14 protein-coding genes and 1 pseudogene are annotated in these 18,081 nt (G+C 57.4%); 5 read left to right on the forward strand and 10 right to left on the reverse strand.

From position 1 onward, the window contains the following. Window positions 1-152 precede the first annotated feature (152 nt). Window positions 153-340 (forward strand): annotated as a pseudogene (locus FHK95_RS19235) (DUF1302 family protein); the annotation flags it as partial. Window positions 341-401: 61 nt separating this feature from the next. Further along, window positions 402-1,763 (forward strand): DUF1329 domain-containing protein, encoded by a 1,362-nt coding sequence (locus tag FHK95_RS19240; protein WP_150306256.1) that lies wholly within the window; start codon window positions 402-404, stop codon window positions 1,761-1,763. 112 nt (window positions 1,764-1,875) lie between these two features. Here the strand turns inward: FHK95_RS19240 and FHK95_RS19245 are convergent, their stop codons facing one another. Beyond that, window positions 1,876-2,925: a helix-turn-helix transcriptional regulator gene (locus tag FHK95_RS19245; RefSeq protein WP_150306257.1), complete on the reverse strand. Its 1,050-nt coding sequence runs from the start codon at window positions 2,923-2,925 to the stop codon at window positions 1,876-1,878. Between the two features lie 312 nt (window positions 2,926-3,237). Between FHK95_RS19245 and FHK95_RS19250 the strand changes: the two genes are divergently transcribed. The 3 genes from FHK95_RS19250 to FHK95_RS19260 all read left to right on the forward strand — a co-directional run bounded on the left by FHK95_RS19250 (window position 3,238) and on the right by FHK95_RS19260 (window position 8,357). Continuing rightward, window positions 3,238-5,148, forward strand: a complete 1,911-nt coding sequence (locus FHK95_RS19250) for a DUF1302 domain-containing protein (protein WP_150306258.1) — start codon at window positions 3,238-3,240, stop codon at window positions 5,146-5,148. A gap of 32 nt (window positions 5,149-5,180) precedes the next feature. Next, window positions 5,181-6,545 carry a DUF1329 domain-containing protein gene (locus FHK95_RS19255; RefSeq protein WP_150306267.1) on the forward strand — a complete coding sequence of 455 codons (1,365 nt, stop codon included), beginning with the start codon at window positions 5,181-5,183 and terminating at the stop codon, window positions 6,543-6,545. A gap of 480 nt (window positions 6,546-7,025) precedes the next feature. After that, window positions 7,026-8,357 carry a DEAD/DEAH box helicase gene (locus FHK95_RS19260; RefSeq protein ID WP_150306259.1) on the forward strand — a complete coding sequence of 444 codons (1,332 nt, stop codon included), beginning with the start codon at window positions 7,026-7,028 and terminating at the stop codon, window positions 8,355-8,357. A 734-nt stretch (window positions 8,358-9,091) separates the two neighbouring features. On the opposite strand, the gene FHK95_RS19265 is transcribed toward FHK95_RS19260, so the two are convergent. The 9 genes from FHK95_RS19265 to FHK95_RS19305 all read right to left on the reverse strand — a co-directional run. Further along, entirely contained in the window at window positions 9,092-9,493 is a 402-nt protein-coding gene (locus FHK95_RS19265) for a VanZ family protein (RefSeq protein ID WP_150306260.1), read from the reverse strand. 2 nt (window positions 9,494-9,495) lie between these two features. After that, the gene (locus tag FHK95_RS19270; protein WP_235906844.1) at window positions 9,496-11,571 is read right to left on the reverse strand and encodes a YjbH domain-containing protein; all 2,076 of its coding nucleotides are present in this window, start codon (window positions 11,569-11,571) and stop codon (window positions 9,496-9,498) included. A 37-nt stretch (window positions 11,572-11,608) separates the two neighbouring features. Beyond that, entirely contained in the window at window positions 11,609-12,394 is a 786-nt protein-coding gene (locus FHK95_RS19275; RefSeq protein WP_150306261.1) for a capsule biosynthesis GfcC family protein, read from the reverse strand. Then, window positions 12,391-13,050 (reverse strand): YjbF family lipoprotein, encoded by a 660-nt coding sequence (locus FHK95_RS19280; RefSeq protein WP_178114859.1) that lies wholly within the window; start codon window positions 13,048-13,050, stop codon window positions 12,391-12,393. Before FHK95_RS19280 ends, FHK95_RS19275 begins: the two co-directional genes overlap by 4 nt. Before the next feature lie 13 nt (window positions 13,051-13,063). Next, the gene (locus tag FHK95_RS19285) at window positions 13,064-14,173 is read right to left on the reverse strand and encodes a polysaccharide biosynthesis/export family protein (RefSeq protein WP_178114860.1); all 1,110 of its coding nucleotides are present in this window, start codon (window positions 14,171-14,173) and stop codon (window positions 13,064-13,066) included. A gap of 80 nt (window positions 14,174-14,253) precedes the next feature. Next, window positions 14,254-14,583 carry a hypothetical protein gene (locus FHK95_RS19290; RefSeq protein ID WP_150306263.1) on the reverse strand — a complete coding sequence of 110 codons (330 nt, stop codon included), beginning with the start codon at window positions 14,581-14,583 and terminating at the stop codon, window positions 14,254-14,256. Window positions 14,584-14,670: 87 nt separating this feature from the next. Continuing rightward, complete coding sequence (locus FHK95_RS19295) at window positions 14,671-16,884, reverse strand: polysaccharide biosynthesis tyrosine autokinase (protein ID WP_408003653.1); 2,214 nt, start codon at window positions 16,882-16,884, stop codon at window positions 14,671-14,673. Window positions 16,885-16,906: 22 nt separating this feature from the next. Further along, window positions 16,907-17,344, reverse strand: coding sequence for a low molecular weight protein-tyrosine-phosphatase (locus FHK95_RS19300; protein WP_150306265.1), 438 nt, complete (start codon window positions 17,342-17,344; stop codon window positions 16,907-16,909). A gap of 380 nt (window positions 17,345-17,724) precedes the next feature. Continuing rightward, on the reverse strand, window positions 17,725-18,081 hold a 357-nt coding region (locus tag FHK95_RS19305), incomplete at its 5' end, for a transposase (protein ID WP_150306266.1).

Genomic DNA, 18,081 nt, shown 5'->3' on the forward strand with positions numbered 1-18,081 from the left:
AGTAATCCCGCTCCCTACTCGATTGTGAACCATAAAGTGAATGACTATTCATTTGTGTGCTGGCCTGAGCGTGTCCCGTTAAAGAACGGCCTCGCATTTCCCCCATCAGCTTCGCGGCAATTCTAACGCTCGGAGGCACCGAAGGGCTCTTTTTTGCCGGCGTTAATCTGTCGCCCAACCTTGCCTTTTCCCGGACGCGAAGTCAGTGAGTCTGGGTTTGAATGCTGATTATGCCAACCGGTACACAGCCAGCGTCAGCTACACCAATTTCTTCGACGGAAAATACAATACTCTCAAGGATCGGGATTTTGCCGCATTGAGTATTGGCGTCAGCTTCTAGGTTTTACAAATAAATACAGCCATTTGCCCGAGTGGCACATTCATCGTTTGGAGAACGAAACATGCATTTTCGCAAAACAATAATTGGGGTAGGCGGGCTGGCGCTCAGCCTGCTAGCGACGGGCGTTATGGCGCTGAGTCAGGATGAAATTGGACAGTTGGGGAACACTCTCACGCCGGTCGGTGCCGAAATGGCTGGTAACGCCGCCGGTACTATTCCTGAATGGACCGGTGGCCTCAGCCCGCGAGCCGGCGCTGAACTGGAGCGGGGTTTTCGCGCCAATCCGGTCAAGAGCCAACCTGAGTTCGTGATCACGGCGCAGAACTTCAATGAGCACAAAGAGCATCTGACCCCGGGCCAGGTTGCCATGTTCGAGCGGTATCCTGACACCTTCAAGATGCCGGTATTCCAGAGTCATCGTTCTGTTGGCTTCCCGGCGGATGTGTATGAGCAGGTCAAACAGACAGCTGGCCAGGCGAAGCTGGTCAACAATGGCGACGGTATCGACAATTTCAGCCATGGCAGTTTCGCCTTCCCGATTCCGAAAAGCGGCGCTGAGGTGGTATGGAATCACCTGACCCGTTATCGCAAGAACGTTGAGCGCAGCTACGCTCAGGCGATGCCGCAGGTAAACGGCTCCTTCACGTTGATCAAATTCCGTGAAGAAGCTGCTTATCCACAGTTCATGCCCGATGTGAATCTGCAGAAGGCTGCCAACACTCTGCTCTACTTCAAGCAGCGCGTTGAAGCGCCGCCGCGTTTGGCCGGTAACGTGTTGCTGGTCCACGACACCCTTGATCAGGTGAAAGAGCCGCGTATGGCGTGGGTGTATAACGCCGGTCAGCGGCGCGTTCGCCGCGCACCGCAGGTCGCCTATGACGGTCCGGGTACAGCCTCGGACGGCATGCGTACCACCGACAACTTCTCCATGTTCAGTGGCGCGCCAGACCGCTATGACTGGAAGCTGGTGGGTAAGAAAGAAATCTACGTGCCGTACAACGCCTATCAGCTGTCCAGCCCGGAGCTCAAATACGCCGACATTCTCAAGAAAGGTCACGTCAACCCCGAGCATACCCGTTACGAGCTTCACCGGGTCTGGGAAGTGCAGGGCACGGTAAAGGACGGGCAGCGCCACATTTACGCGCAACGTAACTTCTTTGTTGACGAGGACTCCTGGCTGATCACGCTGGCCGATCACTACGACGGCCGTGGTGCGTTGTGGCGGGTAGGCGAGGGGCATATTGCGCACGCCTATCATGAACAGTTGCCAGGCTATGCGATCGAAACGCTGTATGACCTGTTGGCGGGCCGCTACATAGCGCTGGGTATGTACAACGAAGAGGAATCAGCGCCGAAGTTTGGCACGACACCTTCCATGAACGAATTCACCCCAGCGGCCCTGCGGGCATCCGGTGTGCGTTAAACGTTTTGGGGAAAGTGGTCGCAGTTGAAGCGATCGTTTGGGCATTGGGGCACCTGCGGGTGCCCCTTTTTTGGAATTTCCTGGGGGTGTAGCGCGCCTGCGCTACGCTGAATTAGCCGCTTAAACCCGTCGCATTGCCCTGCAATTCACCGCGAAAGGCGGTGGGGCTCATGCCTGTCCAGCGGCGGAAGGCGCGGGTGAAACTGCTTGGGTCGAGAAAGCCCAGTTCAAACGCGATGCGCCCCAGGTTTAAACGTCCTTCCTGGATCAGCCGCATGGCCAGCTCCATCCTGACCTCGTCGAGCAATTTTTCGTAGGTCGTGCGCGTCTCGCTGAGCTTGCGTCGCAAATGCCTGGGGCTCATGTTGAAGGGCGTGGCCACCAGCTCCTCGGAGATTTCCCGCTCAGACACCAGAACACGAATGCGCTGCTTTACCTGCTCGGCGAAATCCACATTCGGTAGGTCATTGAGCATGTCCTCCAGGGCAAAATCCAGGCGTCGGCGCAAAAAGGCATCCGCGTTAGGCAAAGGATTACCCAGTAAGCGGCGATCCATACGCACAGCCATCCGCTTTGAACCGAAACGCACTCGGCCGCCGATCAGCTCTTCGCACAGCCCGCGTTGCTTTTCATGCTCACAGGTCAGGCGGGTCTCCAGTACCAGCGGATGACGCCCGTTCTCCAGCGCTTTCCAGATCTTGTGACATTGCACCGCTACCGATTCGAGATGAAACGCATGAGGCGTGCCGCGCGGCTCAAAATACAGCGTCAGAAAATGCTCATCTTCCAAGGAGAACAGCTGTACTTGGGTGCTGAAGACCGGCATGTAGCGAACCATGCGTTGAATCGCATCGCCCACCGTCTCGCTACTAGCTGCTGCAAGGGCGAGCAACTCGATGGTGTTGGAATGGTATTGTTTGCCCATCAGCAGGCCGAAGGTGCCGTCCTGGGTCAGCCTCGCAGCGATATGCCATAACCGGTTCATGTCGGTCTGGCTGATCTGCGCGAGGCTTAAATCGGTGGCTGCGCAGTGGGCGCGTAAGTCGGCGGGCAGATCCCTCGCGCTCTTACCGAGATGTTCGAGGGTCTGACATATTCCCTGTGCCCAGAATGCCCGTTCCTGAAGCCTTTGGCAGGGAAGGGGAGGGAGCGACTGGTTCATAAAGGTTGCCTGTTATTGTTGTTCTAAAGAAACCTCTGAGAAGCTACTACGCTTTTTCAGGAGGCTTCCAAACTGCAGAAATGTCTTGGAAGGATGCATTAAAAAGTAATGTATGAACGGCCATTAGGCAAAAAATAAGAACAGACTATTCTTGAATTGTGATCTGCGTCATTCCAGCGGTGAATGTCCTCCGGCGTAAAAGGATCGGTCCTATTCGGACAAAACAAGCGAAAATGCCATGACAGACTAACCATCGATGCTGGGACCCATCCCCACCCACGCATTAATGGTTAAATCTAACGGAGCAGCACAATGACAAAAAAAATGCATGCCTGGACGCTTTCGGCGCTACCGCTGGCGATTAGTCTGGCCAGCCTTTCAGGGGCGGCACATGCGGTTAACTTCAATATTGGACCGGTTGATGCGCAGTTTGATTCCCAGCTATCGATTGGGGCTAGCGTGTCGACTACGGATGCGGATAAGCGCTTTATCCATTTTGACACCGCTGTTGATGGCGTGCCGCAGGGCGGCCAGGCAGTGGCAAGAACCACAGACGATGGCCGTCTCAACTATGAGAGCGGCGATGTCTTCTCGAAAATCTTCAAAGGCTCGCATGACCTGGAACTGCGCTACGGTGATAGCGGCGCCTTCTTCCGCGGCAATTATTGGTACGACTTCGAGACCAAAGATGGCAGCCAGCGCTTCTACGATATAAGCGACTCCGGCAGGCATCCGTTGCAACAAGGCTCAGGCGTCCAGCTGCTGGACGCTTTCGTCTATCACAACTACTCCATTGGTAATAATCCCGGTAACGTGCGTCTCGGCCGCCAGGTCGTGAGCTGGGGTGAGAGTACTTTCATCCAGAACTCCATCAACTCCATCAACCCGATCGACGTTTCAGCTTTCCGTCGCCCCGGCGCGGAAATCAAGGAAGGCCTGCTGCCGGTCGAAATGCTTTATCTGTCTCAGGGCCTTACCGACAACCTGAGCATGGAAGCCTTTTATCAGCTCAAGTGGTCGCCTACGGTAGTTGATAACTGCGGCACCTTCTTCGGTACCGATACAGCGGGTAGAGGCTGTACTGATCGCCTGGTAGTTGCTGGCCCAGATCGCCCGCAGGGCGATCCCACGCTACAAGCCGGTGCGCTGAGCGGCCTGGGCGTGACCGATTACATCGTGCGCCTCAAGGACGACGAAGCCAGCGACAGCGGCCAGTACGGCCTAGCGTTCCGCTGGTACCTCCCGGCAATGAACGACACTGAGCTTGGCTTCTACGCGATGAACTACCACAGTCGTGCGCCTGTTTATTCCAACATTGCGGGTCGAGCTCTGGGACCTAACGCGTTGGTAGGAGCAGGAGCCATTCCGGCTGCCGCACTTGCGGCTCCCGGAGTAATTTCTCCAGTAGAAGGCTATCAAGGCGATCTCGGCCCGGCCGGATATTTCTTCGAATTTCCTGAGGATATTCGTCTTTATGGTCTGAGTTTCCAGACTTCACTGGGAGGCACCTCGGTTGGTGGTGAAATCTCTTACCGTCCGAATATGCCAATGCAGATCAGCACCGGCGACATGAGCCGTGCTGCGCTGCTTACGGCTGTTGTACCGCTCGCTGGCGGAATCGCTGTTCCGAATAGCGACAATACCCACCGGGGCTTGGCTGGCAACGTTGACGCTGGTGACTACATACAGGGGTACGATCGTAAGGAATACTTCCAGGCGCAGATCACCGCCGTTCATTTCATTGACCGCATTCTCGGTGCTAGCCGCCTCTCTCTGGTCGGTGAAGTGGGCGTCGCGCACATCGGTGGTATCAGCGAATCTCCCGGCACTACCAAATACGGACGTGACTCACTGTTCGGCCAAAGCCCCTTTGCAGACGGCTCTTGTTCGTCTAACGATGGTAGCTCGCCAAAGGGTGCCAGCTGGTGCGAAACGGATGGCTTTTACACCAGTACTTCCTGGGGTTATCGTATCCGCTCCAGTCTGGAATATAGCAACGTGTTTGCAGGCGTAAACCTGAGCCCAAGCCTGGCATGGTCACATGACGTGGAAGGCTACGGTCCTAGCTTTCAGGAAGACGCGAAGTCGATTAGCGTCGGTCTGAATGCGGATTACGCCAACAAGTACAATGCCAGCCTGAGCTACACCAACTTCTTCGATGGCAAGTACAACACAATGGTTGACCGTGACTTTGCTGCGTTGAGCGTTGGCGTCAGTTTCTAAGAGCGCAACAGGAGAAAATAAAAATGAAGCGTATGCGAAAAACTCTATTTGGTGTCGGTGGTCTGGCTTTAAGCCTTGTTGCATCTAGCGTGATGGCGCAATCATTAACTCAGGACGAGATAAATCAACTGGGCAACGAGCTGACGCCGGTCGGCGCAGAAATGGCTGGCAATTCCGAGGGTACCATTCCCGAATGGACCGGCGGTTTACCGACTGATGCAGGCCAAAGCCTGGAAGATAACTTTTACGAAAACCCCTTTGCCGGTGATCAGGCGGAGTTCGTCATTACCGCGCAGAACTATCAGGAATACCGTGAAAAGCTGACGCCCGGACAGATAGCCATGTTTGAGCGTTATCCTGACACCTTCCAGATGCCGGTCTACGAGACCAAGCGGACTGCTGGTTACCCTGATGAGACGTACGAGCAGGTCAAGCGTACGGCGGGGCAGGCCAAGCTGGTTAACGGTGGCGACGGTATCGAGAACTTCTCCCATGGCAGCTTCGCGTTCCCGATTCCAAAATCGGGTGCTGAGGTGGTCTGGAACCACATGACCCGCGCTCGTTCGAACGTGAAGCGCTGGTACATGCAGGCCATGCCGCAGACTAACGGCTCCTACAACCTGATCAAACTGGAAGAAGAAGTGGGTTATCCGCAGTACATGGATGACGTTGACGAATCCACGGTGCCCAACACGCTGCTGTACTTCAAGCAACGGGTGAACGCCCCAGCGCGTCTGGCAGGTAACGTTCTGCTGGTACACGACACCCTTGATCAGCTGAAAGAACCGCGTATGGCCTGGGTATATAACGCCGGCCAGCGTCGGGTACGTCGGGCGCCTCAGGTGTCCTATGACGGCCCCGGTACCGCGTCGGACGGGATGCGTACTTCCGACAACTTCTCCATGTATAACGGCGCACCCGACCGTTATGACTGGAAGCTGGTTGGCAAGAAGGAAATCTACGTTCCCTACAACGCCTACAAACTGACGGAAAAAGGCGTCAAGTACGACGACGTACTGAAAGCTGGCCACATCAACCCCGAGTTCACGCGTTACGAGCTGCACCGGGTGTGGGAAGTCCAGGGCAACGTCAAGCAAGGCCAGCGGCATATCTATGCCCAGCGTAACTTCTTCGTTGACGAAGACACCTGGATGATCAACCTGGCCGATCACTACGATGGTCGCGGTACCTTGTGGCGCGTAGGGGAAGGTCATATCGCCTTTGCTTACCAGCAGAAGCTGCCAGGTTACGCCATCGAAACCCTGTACGATCTCTTGGCTGGTCGTTATATCGCCCTGGGTATGTACACCGAGGAAACGTCCGCACCGCAGTATGATTTCAAACCGTCCTACAACCAGTTCACCCCTGCAGCGTTGAGGGCAACTGGCGTGCGTTAAGCAGTAACGTGTTTTAGTCGTTTGGGTTTAAGGGACATCCTCGGATGTCCCTTTTTTTATGTGGCGGACGGACGAGCCTATTGAACTGGTTCAGCAGCACTTTGGTGTATCGCAGGCGCGCTACACCGCCTGGATGGTGCGGCGGCTTCGGGCTGGGTTTTTCCTGGGGTTGGTGAGCGCCTGCTCGCCGACAGGGTTGGTACGCGCCTTGTGCCGCGTTCGGATGCACCGACGGATCTTGGTGCTGTGACTCGGCCTTGGCGTAGCGCAGGCGCACTACACCCCCAGGATGGCTTTGCGCAGTGTGGGGTTCCCTGGGGTTGGCGTGCGCTTGCGCGCCGACAGGGTTGGCAGCGCCTCCGGCGCGTTCGGACTCGCCGACAGTCCACTGCCGATGCGCTATCTCGCCGCCACCTCACCATCTACTGTTACACTGTCGCCCATTACCATTCCGACGATTCCAGTAGAGCGAAGCTACCCTTGTTTACCGAATTCAATCTGCACGAACGCCTCCTCAAGGGGCTTGAAGCGCTGTCATTTGAAAAGCCCACCGATGTCCAGACGGCGGCGATTCCTGCTGCAATCAAAGGTGACGACCTGTACGTCATCGCGCAAACCGGGAGCGGCAAGACCGCTGCATTCGTGTTGCCCATTCTCCAGCGCATCCTCGCCGAAGAAGGCCAGCCGCAGGCCCCGCGCGCTTTGATCCTGTCGCCGACCCGCGAGTTGGCCCGACAGATCCTGCAGGACATCCAGAAGCTGGCGAGCTTCACCTACATCAAGGCCGAACTCGTTATCGGTGGCGAAGACTTCAAGGTCCAGGCGGCCAAGCTTCGCAGGAATCCGGACATCATCGTAGCGACACCGGGCCGCGCGCTTGAGCAGCTGGGCGCTGGCGTGAACCTGGATTTGTCCCAGGTGCAGACCCTGGTAATCGATGAAGCCGACCGCATGCTCGACATGGGCTTCAGCGAAGACGTCATCAAGATCGCCGAAGCCTGCCCGGAAGCGCGGCAGACCATGCTTTTCTCCGCCACCAAGGGCAGTGCCGGCCTGCAGCGCTTGGCCAAGAGCGCCATGCGAGAGCCAGTGATTCTGGAGCTGGACAGCGTGCGCGACGATACCCCTGCGATCAAACAGCAGGTAATGGCTGCAGACGACGTCCCGCACAAAGAACGGCAACTGAAGTGGCTGCTGGCAAATGAAAACCCCGGCAAGGCGATTGTGTTCACCAACATGCGCGTCACCGCTGATCGGTTGAATGGTGTACTGCGTGCCGATGAGAGCCAGCGGGTTTACGTGCTGCACGGCGAAAAAGACCAGAAAGACCGCAAGATGGCCATCGAACGCTTCAAGGAAGGTAAAAGTGGCGTGTTGGTGGCGACCGACGTAGCCGCACGAGGCCTGGACATCAGCGAACTGGATCTGGTCATCAATTTCGACATGCCGCGCAGCGGCGATGATTACCTGCACCGTGTTGGGCGTACTGGCCGGGCAGGGGCAGAAGGCGTTGCGATTTCATTGGTGGCACCGCACGAATGGAACCTGATGACGAGTATCGAGCGCTATCTGCGGCGTAGTTTCCAACGGCGCGTGGTCAAGGAAGTCGAAGGCAGCTTCAAAGGTCCGAAGAAAGTCAAATCCTCCGGTAAAGCGGTAGGCGCCAAGAAAAAGAAAGACGACAAGAAAAAAGACAAATCCAAAAAGCCAAAAACCAAGAAGCACGCCGGCCGACGCAAATCGTCTCCCGCGCCGGTTGGGCAGGTTGTGACCAGTTCTGACGGGCTCGCGCCGCCTAAGCGTCGGGATTGAAGGGCGAGCGCGCGAGCGTCTAATTTTGTGGAAGGCGCGATCGGAGCGCCGCACCGTCGCGGCGATTGTTTTGAACAGACACCAGGCTCTTAGACCTACTGGCTAGAAAGCAGCAGACACCGAGATGTATGGCTGCGGCTTGCTGGTGTTTCATTCTGGTGGTTTGTGCAGGCTGATGGAATCGCGGCGAGTCGCCCCCTCCCACAAACTAGTTGGAAGCGTCGTCTGGAAGGTCGGGTTTCAGTCAGGCGGCGCATTGATTGTTGGATGTACTGAGAGTGTAGAGAAATTTATAGCTCGACGTCTGAATCTGTGCGCGGTCGGGGATGTTGGCCGACACTTCCACAAATAACCGTCGGCGGTGCATTCGTGTTGTTGGGTAGAGGCTGATGAAATACGGCTCAACTCGAGAATCTTGACCCGGCACGAGGATTTTTTGGGAGGGGCGACTCGCCGCGATGCTGGCCGATAGGCCGGCTATGGTCGTTGCATAGCAACCCTGGGGCGTCCTTCGGTCGCCGCCGTGCTCCGACAGGACCAATGAAGCACGCGCTATGGAGGGCCAGGTTCCATCCTGGCCGGCTTGCTCGCCGGCGGATACTGTAGGTCGAGATGGAACTCAACCGTCCATAGACCAGGTTTTATGTTGGGTAGAATGCAAGTTGGCGAGGTCGTTGGTCGAGTCCGATCGTGGCCCGTGCTGCTCAACCTTCCCAGGGGTATTTGCTGCTAGCTCAAGCCTTGGAAACAGCCCTCGGATGGAAGCGCTTTCGGCTCCACATACGCCAGGCCCAGATGATTGCAAGGCCGATTGCTACGCCTACGCTGTTGGCGTACAGGTCGTAGACGTCTGCGCTGCGCGTTGGGTGAAATGACTGCACCATCTCCACCGCCAAGCCTACTGCAAACATCAGCACAAAACGCACCCACCAGTGCCATCTTGGATGGCCCAAATAGCTCAGCAGGGTGCAGGCGCATAATCCGCCGGCGTGATACAGGACCGCCATACCGCTGAACGCTACGGGCGGTGGGGTGGGGCGCATGCCGAGGAACATGCCGAGGCAGACCAATGCATAGAACATAATGCGAAATGCTAGGCGCCAGCGCACCCACTTGCGCATGTAGGTAAACCACATACTCACTCCATAATCCGCTTAAACCCATCATTAAACCGGTCGGTACTGCGCGATTCTGTCATTTCGTAGAGCTGGTGATGACGAGCCAAGCGTGCGCCGCCGTCTCGGGTCAGGGGGTTCCAGGCGATGGTGCCGTAGGAGGTTGAGGACCTGGCGAAGAAGGCGTCGAAGGGGAAGGTGAAGTAGATGCCCTTATCGAAGCTGCCTTCACCGAACTCTTCAGAAGGCACGTCGGTTTTGGTGGCCCAGGCACCGATCGTGATGCCGTTGTCGAAGCGCCGAGAGAGCTCCATGGTGGCGCCGTAATCGCCGGCGAGATAACGTCCGACGCTGCCGCGAGCCAGTACGTTGTAAAAGTTGGTTTGCAGGTAACCGGTCATGTGCCCGGTCCAGACCGAATAATCCTGGAAACTCAGATCCTGGCGGAAGCCGCGCTGCCTGACCCAATTGGCATCAATGCCCAGCGCCCAGTCGGAACCGTGTGGGCGCAGCAATACTTCGCCGCCGACTCCGCCGAACATGTTCTCAAGCAGGCCGGCATACCCCATGGCGTACAGGTCGTTACCCACGCGCTGGGTTTGGGTGTATTGCAGGCGCTCGAGAACCACGTCCGAGGTCGTCAGGTACTCGCGAATATTGGTCCGTACACGTGGCAACTCGCTCGGCGCGTCATACTCGAACTCGTCGAAGTTGTTGATCAGATCGAGCCCGACGCTGCCATCAACCCAGGCATTGCGGCTGAAACGGTATTCGCTGCCCACCCGTGCCAGAAACTGGTACAGGATGAAGTCGTCCGGCCCACCAATGTTCTGGTTGTAACCTAGCGACAAACCGATATCGAACTTGTCGAGTGGTTCGCGGTGCACGACGTCCTTGCTGACCACGCTGGGCATCGCAGTTACCGTGGTGCGGCGCATCTGCTCTAGGGTCAGCCGGTTTTCTTCAAGGGCGTACAGGCGGTCGGGGCGGATACTGCTTTCGCTGGTTTCCATGCCCCGCGGCTTGTTGACCAGGGTGTACCAGTCGTAGGTGCCTTCACCGAGACTGTTATCCAGAACGCGCGCCGCACGGCCGAGGCCCTTGGCTTCATCCCGATAGGTGGTTTGGGTGCCGGTGACGATGACTTCACGGTCCTTGATGGCGATGTCTTCCACCGCAAAGCCGGCGTTGTTGTGCAGGCGATTGCTGACGTCCTGCCAATCCACGTGACTGGCAGTCACCCCGACAGGCAGCTCACGCCTCGGTTCTGGCGCAGGATCCAGCACCTTGGGCGGCAAGGGGCCGGTCTTGAGGTTGGTCGAGAAGCTGATACCGACCATGGCCGTATTGCCGCGTTCCCAACCGGCGGTGAAATCGATCCCGTCACTCAGACGGAACACGGCCGCCAGGTTGACGGGTGAGTCCTGCTCCTGGTTGTTTTGCGAGGGTTCAGACTTGTAATCATTGCCCTCGACTTCAGCTTTCAGGCGCAGCCGATCCCACGGCGTTTGATACTCGACGCCGCCGAAGATACCCACCGGGCCACTAAAGAACGCACTGGTATTGAATTCCCCACCGACGTCCCCGGTTGAGCCGGCCCGGTCTTCGTCGCGCAGACCAACGTCAGCGAGAGGGTTGCTGACATCGCCGCGATTACCGATATAGCCCCAGGCCACACCAAGACTCAAATCCAGATCGTAGAAGCGCTTGTTGGCCACTACAAACTCACTGGAGAACAAGCCTGTGCCGCCCATATCCCGAAAGCCCAGCGCCACCTGCGGCAGCCAATAACCTTCTTCCCAAAGACGGAACTTGGCATCAACGGCCTTATCCTTGAGGCTCTGACCACTCGATGACGCGGAGTAATCCCGGTTAGTAATCGCGATATAACGAATGTTCGCTTCCAGCCAGGGCAGCGGTTGCACCGAAATACTGTAACGGCTGTAGGGCGAGGTGCGATTAGCGTTAAAGCTGAATCCACCCTCCGGCGCCATGCGCGCGGTGGGAGTCTGCAGCAACCCCACGCCGCCGAAATCGTGCTGGGTTGTACGGTAGCGGTCCGCATGGCTCACGGCCGGCCAGGCAAGGCCAGCCAACACCAGGGGAATTACCAAGGAACCTTTGAATACTGCGTTATTACTCACCAATACGGCCCCTGTCCTGATACTGCGTCGCCAGCAATGCAGCCAGCTCCTGATTCAGATCTGGCGTCTCAGCGGCAAGCTGACCGGACCTGATTGGCACATAGAGCACTGCACCCACCGCCACGTTGGCTGGCTCAGTGTTCCAGTGCGCAATGCCCCTGAGCTGATGCGTGCCATCTGGCTGAATCACATACACAGCGTTGCGATCTGCTAACGGCAGACGAGCGCACTGATGCAGATACTCGACTGGCTGCTGGGTAGGAACAAACGCCAGCCTGCAGTCCTGCTCAACGGCTCCGGTCACGATCACCTGCGCGGCGCGGGGTGGATAAACAATGTGATCCCCCGATTCCAGCAGGTCGTTATTCGCCAGCAGCAACTGCTGCAAGGGGTTGAGTTGAGCCACCACCCGGCCGGTAACAGGTAGCGCTTTGACAACGCGCTCAAACCGATCAATCAGTGCTTCAAGCGCGGGCTTTTCTTCGGCAATGGCATGTACACGATTCACGCGCAAATCAAAGAGCACGCCGGCTTTCAGGCGCAACTGCGCTTCAATGGCTGATTGCCGGAGCAGAGCGGCACCCAGGGGCCAGGCTTCGGTGCTGACCTGAGCAGTGCGCGAGGCATCATGCAAACGGGCGCCGGGCGCAAAGGAATAGGTGTTCGGCGCAAGCACAGCGCCACTGATCCTGACCTCAAGAGGCTCACTTTGCGCCAGGCAGGCTGCGGACGCACTCAGTGCAAACACAAGCAACAGCGGTTTAATCAGGCGGCTCATGGTTGCACCGTCGTCGGATTCAGTTCAGCGAGATGCAGAGCCGGCAGCCCTGGCGCCAGATGCTGAGCGCTGGCGACCACATGACCAGTTACCGAGTCGAGCCAATAATGGTTGGTGGCGCGGAAGGACACGGCGGGCATCCTGATCATCTCGTCCAGACGCTGCAAGGTCCGCTGTTCACCCATGATGTCGAGTGTTTCCATCGGGCCCTTACGGTACCGCGCATATTGCGGCACGCCGGTGAGATAACGCGCCGGAAAGTCGACCAGGCGCGTCACTTCGGTATCTTCCGGCAGGGTACGCAAATCTCGCAGGAACGGATCAGTACTGGCCAGCGGCGCGATCACATCGGCGTCGTCCGGCAGGCCGGCAGTCTGAATCAGCCGACCGTTATGCGTGACCAGCGCCTGGCTCAGACCGTGCCATTCGGCAACGCCTTCGTTGCGGGAAGCCAGCATCAACAAGGCCTCGGATTGCTTCAGGCGCGCTGAAAGGCCAGATTGATCGAGACTGTTCACATAATCGGCAGTGATCACCGGCTCAGCACCGATGATAGCAAGCCGAAGCGTCTCGTAGGAGGTGCTCGCCACCGACGTACAGCCACTCAGCACGGCCGCCGCGACTACAGCAATACCCGCACGCAAAAGGATCTTCAAAATCCCGATCCCCTTAGTTGCGGCCTGTTAGGTCTTCATCAATTTCGAGCGTGGTGCGGAAGATATTGGCGGAGGGGAACAGCTGACTGATAAAGCGGTTCCAGCGCGTAATACCCGCAGCCCCAACAAACACAACGTCCTGCGGCTGCATCTCGAACTGTTCAGCCAGAATAAACGCGGCAGGGGATTTCGCGTCGAGCTGGAACACCGTCGCCTTCTCGGTCTCGATATTGTCCACACCGCGAATCACATATACCTCACGGCCACTGGAGGTCTCAGGCGAGGGGCCACCGACGGTTGCGAGTACTTCACTGAGTGACATACGGCTGGTGCGGTAGGGCAGGGCACGGGGCGATTTGACTTCACCCATGACAAATACCTTGCGGTTGTCGTTCAGCCCCAGGTGCAGTTTGTCACCAGCGCGCATGTAGATGTTGCCAATGTCGCTTGCAGTGCTGGTCAGGCGGTCGTAGTCCAGCTCATGGGTCTGACCGTCACGGGTCAATTTCAGACTGGACAGATCCGCGCGCTCCGGATCGATGCCCGCCAGGCCGACCGCTTGTAGCAGCGTCAGTTGCTGGGCATTAACCGGCAGAAAGCCCGGATTCTGGAATGCGCCACTGACAATGATCTTCTGGCTGTTGTATTCCATCACGTTCACATCCACCTGCGGCTGCTCGATAAATCGAGCCAGACGGGTGGCAATCAGCTCGCGCAGTTCTTCCAACGTCAGGCCGGCGACCTGAACGTTGCCAATAAAGGGATAGAACAGGGTGCCGTCATCTCGGACGATACGGGCGTTGGCCGCATCTGTCTGCTGGTTGCCGCCAGGTACAGTCAATTCCGGGTGATCCCACACCGTAATGAACAGCGCGTCGTTGGCGCCGATCCGGTAGTTCTCCGGCTGAAAGGTCCGAAGGGCTTCAGGGATGGTAAGGCGTCGAGCTGCTGTCTGGTCCTGAGCGAGGAGCTTTGGCGTGATCTGTACCAGCTCAACCATACTGTTCTCGGCTGAGTCCTGGCTCATCAGATTGTTCTTGTCCATGTGCATGCCAGGAGAAAACATGCAGGCTTGAAGCAACAGAATGGACGCCCCCAGGGCGGCACGCGGGAATAGGGTCATGAGCAGTCTTTCATCAAGGATAAGCAGGAATGAAAAAGCCACTCAGATTCGAGTGGCCTGTTCGTACGGCAACCAACTGATCAGTTGGTGCCGGTGGTGCCAGTCGTTCCGGTAGTCCCAGAGCTCGAACCACCACCGCCACCACTGGATGCCGCCGCTGCTGCAGCGCCTGCCGCTGCCACGCCGATTGCTACGGTTGTCAGGCTCAGGCCGCCCAGAGCGGCAGTACCGGTGGCGGCTGCGGTGCCAGCCCCTGCACCAGCTGCGGTGCCTGTGGTGGTGCCGGTGGCGGTACCAGTGGTAGCGCCAGTGCTACCGGCTTCGGTTGCTGCGGCTTCGCTCTGGGCAAAGCTCATGCTGGATGCCAGCAGTAAACCGGTAGCCATCATCGCCAGTGCTTGCTTCTTCATTGTTCTACTCCCTGTCATGTACTGCATTCTATTGTACGCCGTTGCGTTTGCCAGGGCACCCAAGGGGCGCAGCCAGCACGCACGCCATCAGCTGGCGTCGGACTTGTACTCGTACTGATAGTAACCGTAGTTGCCATAGGCCGAGGCTTTCTTTTCAATGGCGTTGAAAATAGCGCCCTTGATTTCAATACCGTTGTTACGGAAACGCTGCAGCGTCAGCTGGATTTCCTTCGCCGGGCTTACGCCAAAGCGGGTCACGATCAGGCTGGTGCCGCAGAAGCGCCCCACTAGCGCTGCATCGGTTACGGCCAGAATCGGCGGCGTATCGATGATCACCATATCGTATTGCGCGCTCAGCTGCTTGACCAGCGCCTCGAAGTTGGCGTGCATCAACAGCTCGGACGGGTTCGGCGGGATGCGCCCGCGGGAAATAACTTGCAGACCTTCCACTTCCGTCTGATGAACAACCTGCTCCAGCGTGTGCGTTTTTGCCAGTAGCCCGGACAGACCCATATTGGCATCAGCACCCAGCAGCCTGTGCACATAGCCCTTACGCATATCGGCATCGATCAGCAATACGCGCTGCCCGGCCTGGGCCACGATGGCTGCCAGGTTGGCGGAGATGAAAGACTTACCCACCTGCGGACTGGGGCCGGAAATCATCAGTACGTTGTTCTTGGCCTCGAGCATGGCGAAATGCAGGCTGGTGCGCAGGCTGCGCAGTGCCTCGATGGCCAGATCCGCCGGGTTGGTTTTGGCCAGTAACACGTTTTGACGCGCTGCGCCCTTTATCCTGGCGCTGCGTTCAAGCACCTCCTGATCCTTGCTCAGCGGCACGCTGGCATACACCGGCAAGCCCAGTTGCTCAATTACCTCGGGGTTCTCAATGCCACGGTTCAGCGCGTGCTTAAGCAACGCAATCGCCACACCCAACATGCCGCCCAAGAGCGTCGCCAGCACTACAATCAGTGGCTTCTTCGGCTTGACCGGCTGAGTAGTGTCGACTGCCGCGTCATCGATAATGCGTACATTGCCCACGGTGCCGGCACGCATAACGTCCAGCTCCTGGCTCTTGTTGAGCATCTGGGTATAGATTTCGGTGCTGACCTGCACGTCGCGGGCCAGACGCAGCAGTTCCTGCTGGGTATCGGGCAGCTCGCCGACGCGGCTGAGGATTCTGGCGCGACGCTCTTCGAGCTGCGCTAGCTGGCTTATCAAGGTTTGATAGCTGGGGTGATCCTGGGTAAAGCGGCGCTGCAGCTCTTCCTGACGCATCTTTTGTTCGGAGATGGCTGTTTCCAGCTCGACTACCTGGCTGAGGTAAGACTGCGTCTCGATGCTGATATCAACCGAGCCAGCTGATGCCTGGTAGGCATTGAGTGCTTCCTCGGCACGCTCCAGGTCACGACGAACCTGCGGCAACTGGTCCTGCAGGAACTCCAGGCTTTGCTGCGCTTCAGCCGACTTGCGCTCGACATTCTGGCGCACATACAGGCGGCTGACCTCATCCAAGGTACGCATCGCATGCTGCGGCTCGGTGCTTTCCAGGCTCAGCGACAGGATCCCCGAATCGCGGCCCTTTTCACTGGCACCAATTGATCTCTGGTAGGTAAGCACGGTGCCCAGACGGTTCTTTTTGGCAACCAGAAACTCGGTGCCCGGCCGCGCCACCAACTCAGCAATCTGAACCTTGAAACCATCTGTCACCACAGCTTCGCCAACTGCACCGGTCAGCAGGGTTATGCCCTCAGCATCAAGCAGGGTATAGCGACCATCGGTTTCGGCACGCAGGGTTAGTGTTCTGCCCACATAAGGTTCTGGCACGTCGAGCTGAAAAACGTCGAGTTGCTCGCCGCCCCAGGCAAAGCTGCTAAAACCCAACAATGCGTCTGCGACTGGCGCTTCTTCAGTGGAACTGTAACGTCGATGTAAGAAGGGGCCGATAACCGGGAACAGTTTGGGCTCGCCCACCACCGTCAGCTTCAGATTATCAACCGCCTGACCGATGACGGTGCGGGATTTCAACAGCTCGATTTCGGTGACGGCGGGGGAGGCGCTGGACAGCAGATCGCTGTCACCCAGCAAACTGCTAATCCCGGCCTGTTTCTCTTCTATCTGAATAACCGCGGTGGCGACGTATACCGGCGTAGTCAGTAGCGCGTAGGCAATACCGACGACTGCAAAAAGCACCGTGCATGCAACAATAATCCACTTATGATCCAGCAGGGCACCCAAGAGGGCCAATAGATCAATTTCCCCGTTATTACGCTCCGGGGAGGCGACTGCATTCTGCATCGGCATCTTCTTCAATAGATATGGACGTTCACTTCAGATAAGGCAGCCAGGCATCGGCGGACTTTTCTAGAATCTTGTATACGTGGACAAAAGCTGGACGGGCCTGGCGGTATGGGTCTGGGGCCTCGCAGTTGTTCAGCCAGCGGCCGAACAGGAAGGTCTTGCCACGGGCTTCAGGGGCAAGTTTGTAAACCGATTGAATGTGTCGGTTTTCCATAACCAGAATCAGGTCTGCTTCACGAATCATCCGTGGGCTGATCTGCCGTGCGCGGTGCATGGGGAGCGAGAGCCCTGCTTCGGCCATCACGGCCGCAGCGGTAGGCTCAACCGGTTTGCCAACCAGCGCACCCAGGCCAGCGGAGCTTACCTTGATGTTCCGACCTTCAAGCCTGTTTTTCAGCAGGGCTTCGGCCGTTGGGCTGCGGCAAATATTGCCAACGCAGACGATCAATATCGAGTCAAACATTCAGGTAGAGCCATCCGAGTTAGCGCGAGGGTGGGCAGATACGGTCGCAACTCTAAGTATATACACCGCTTGGGTCAATACTGATTCGTATGACTTTAGCAGTCTAGTCAAAGTCTTGACGAAAAAAGCTAAACTGCCAAACACCGACAAAACGTGCGGATATGGGTACCGTATGGCTTAAAGCCTTTAAACCGCGCATTCAAAGCCGAAATGACCGTTCGTCAGGGAAAAATACCCCGGCATGAAGCTGAGCACAACCCTGGGGAGCCCCGCGCTCTGAATGTCGTTCTTGGAGGTGTAGCGCGACTGCGTTCCTCGGAGTAATTCCTGGCATCGGCTCTGGTTTTCGTAGGAGATTCTATGGTTCACCACAACCCCTTTCAGGCCATTTTTGGTTGATAAGTGGTTTGGTTCTGCATCAATGCAAAGGCGATGCGAGCCAGCTTTCTCGCCAGCTTAACCAGTGCCTGGATGGGCTTGAGTCCCTGTGCGATATACGCCTCATAAACGCCTTTCCAGGCCTGTGTTTTTCGAGCTGCCATGGCCGCGTTATAGAGGAGCCGGCGCAGCTCTGGATCGCCTTTCTTGGTGAGTTTGCGTCGACCTTTTTGTTTGCCCGAGTCTCTGACCCTGACATCCATACCCAGAAAGGCAATGAAGGCGTCACTGGTTTTGAAGGGGCCGCGATGGAAGGTGTTGGCCAGCGCCATGGCTGTCAGGTCGCCGATGCCTTCGAT

It is taken from the genome of Pseudomonas saliphila (assembly GCF_008638345.1).
GTDB classification, from domain to species: Bacteria; Pseudomonadota; Gammaproteobacteria; order Pseudomonadales; family Pseudomonadaceae; genus Halopseudomonas; species Halopseudomonas saliphila.

Coding starts and splice junctions, on each gene's coding strand:
- FHK95_RS19240 (WP_150306256.1), top strand. CDS start 402: ATGCATTTTCGCAAAACAATAATTGGGGTAGGCGGGCTGGCGCTCAGC.
- FHK95_RS19245 (WP_150306257.1), bottom strand. CDS start 2,925: ATGAACCAGTCGCTCCCTCCCCTTCCCTGCCAAAGGCTTCAGGAACGG.
- FHK95_RS19265 (WP_150306260.1), bottom strand. CDS start 9,493: ATGTGGTTTACCTACATGCGCAAGTGGGTGCGCTGGCGCCTAGCATTT.
- FHK95_RS19300 (WP_150306265.1), bottom strand. CDS start 17,344: ATGTTTGACTCGATATTGATCGTCTGCGTTGGCAATATTTGCCGCAGC.
- FHK95_RS19275 (WP_150306261.1), bottom strand. CDS start 12,394: ATGAGCCGCCTGATTAAACCGCTGTTGCTTGTGTTTGCACTGAGTGCG.
- FHK95_RS19290 (WP_150306263.1), bottom strand. CDS start 14,583: ATGAAGAAGCAAGCACTGGCGATGATGGCTACCGGTTTACTGCTGGCA.
- FHK95_RS19250 (WP_150306258.1), top strand. CDS start 3,238: ATGACAAAAAAAATGCATGCCTGGACGCTTTCGGCGCTACCGCTGGCG.
- FHK95_RS19285 (WP_178114860.1), bottom strand. CDS start 14,173: ATGACCCTATTCCCGCGTGCCGCCCTGGGGGCGTCCATTCTGTTGCTT.
- FHK95_RS19295 (WP_408003653.1), bottom strand. CDS start 16,884: ATGCCGATGCAGAATGCAGTCGCCTCCCCGGAGCGTAATAACGGGGAA.
- FHK95_RS19255 (WP_150306267.1), top strand. CDS start 5,181: ATGCGAAAAACTCTATTTGGTGTCGGTGGTCTGGCTTTAAGCCTTGTT.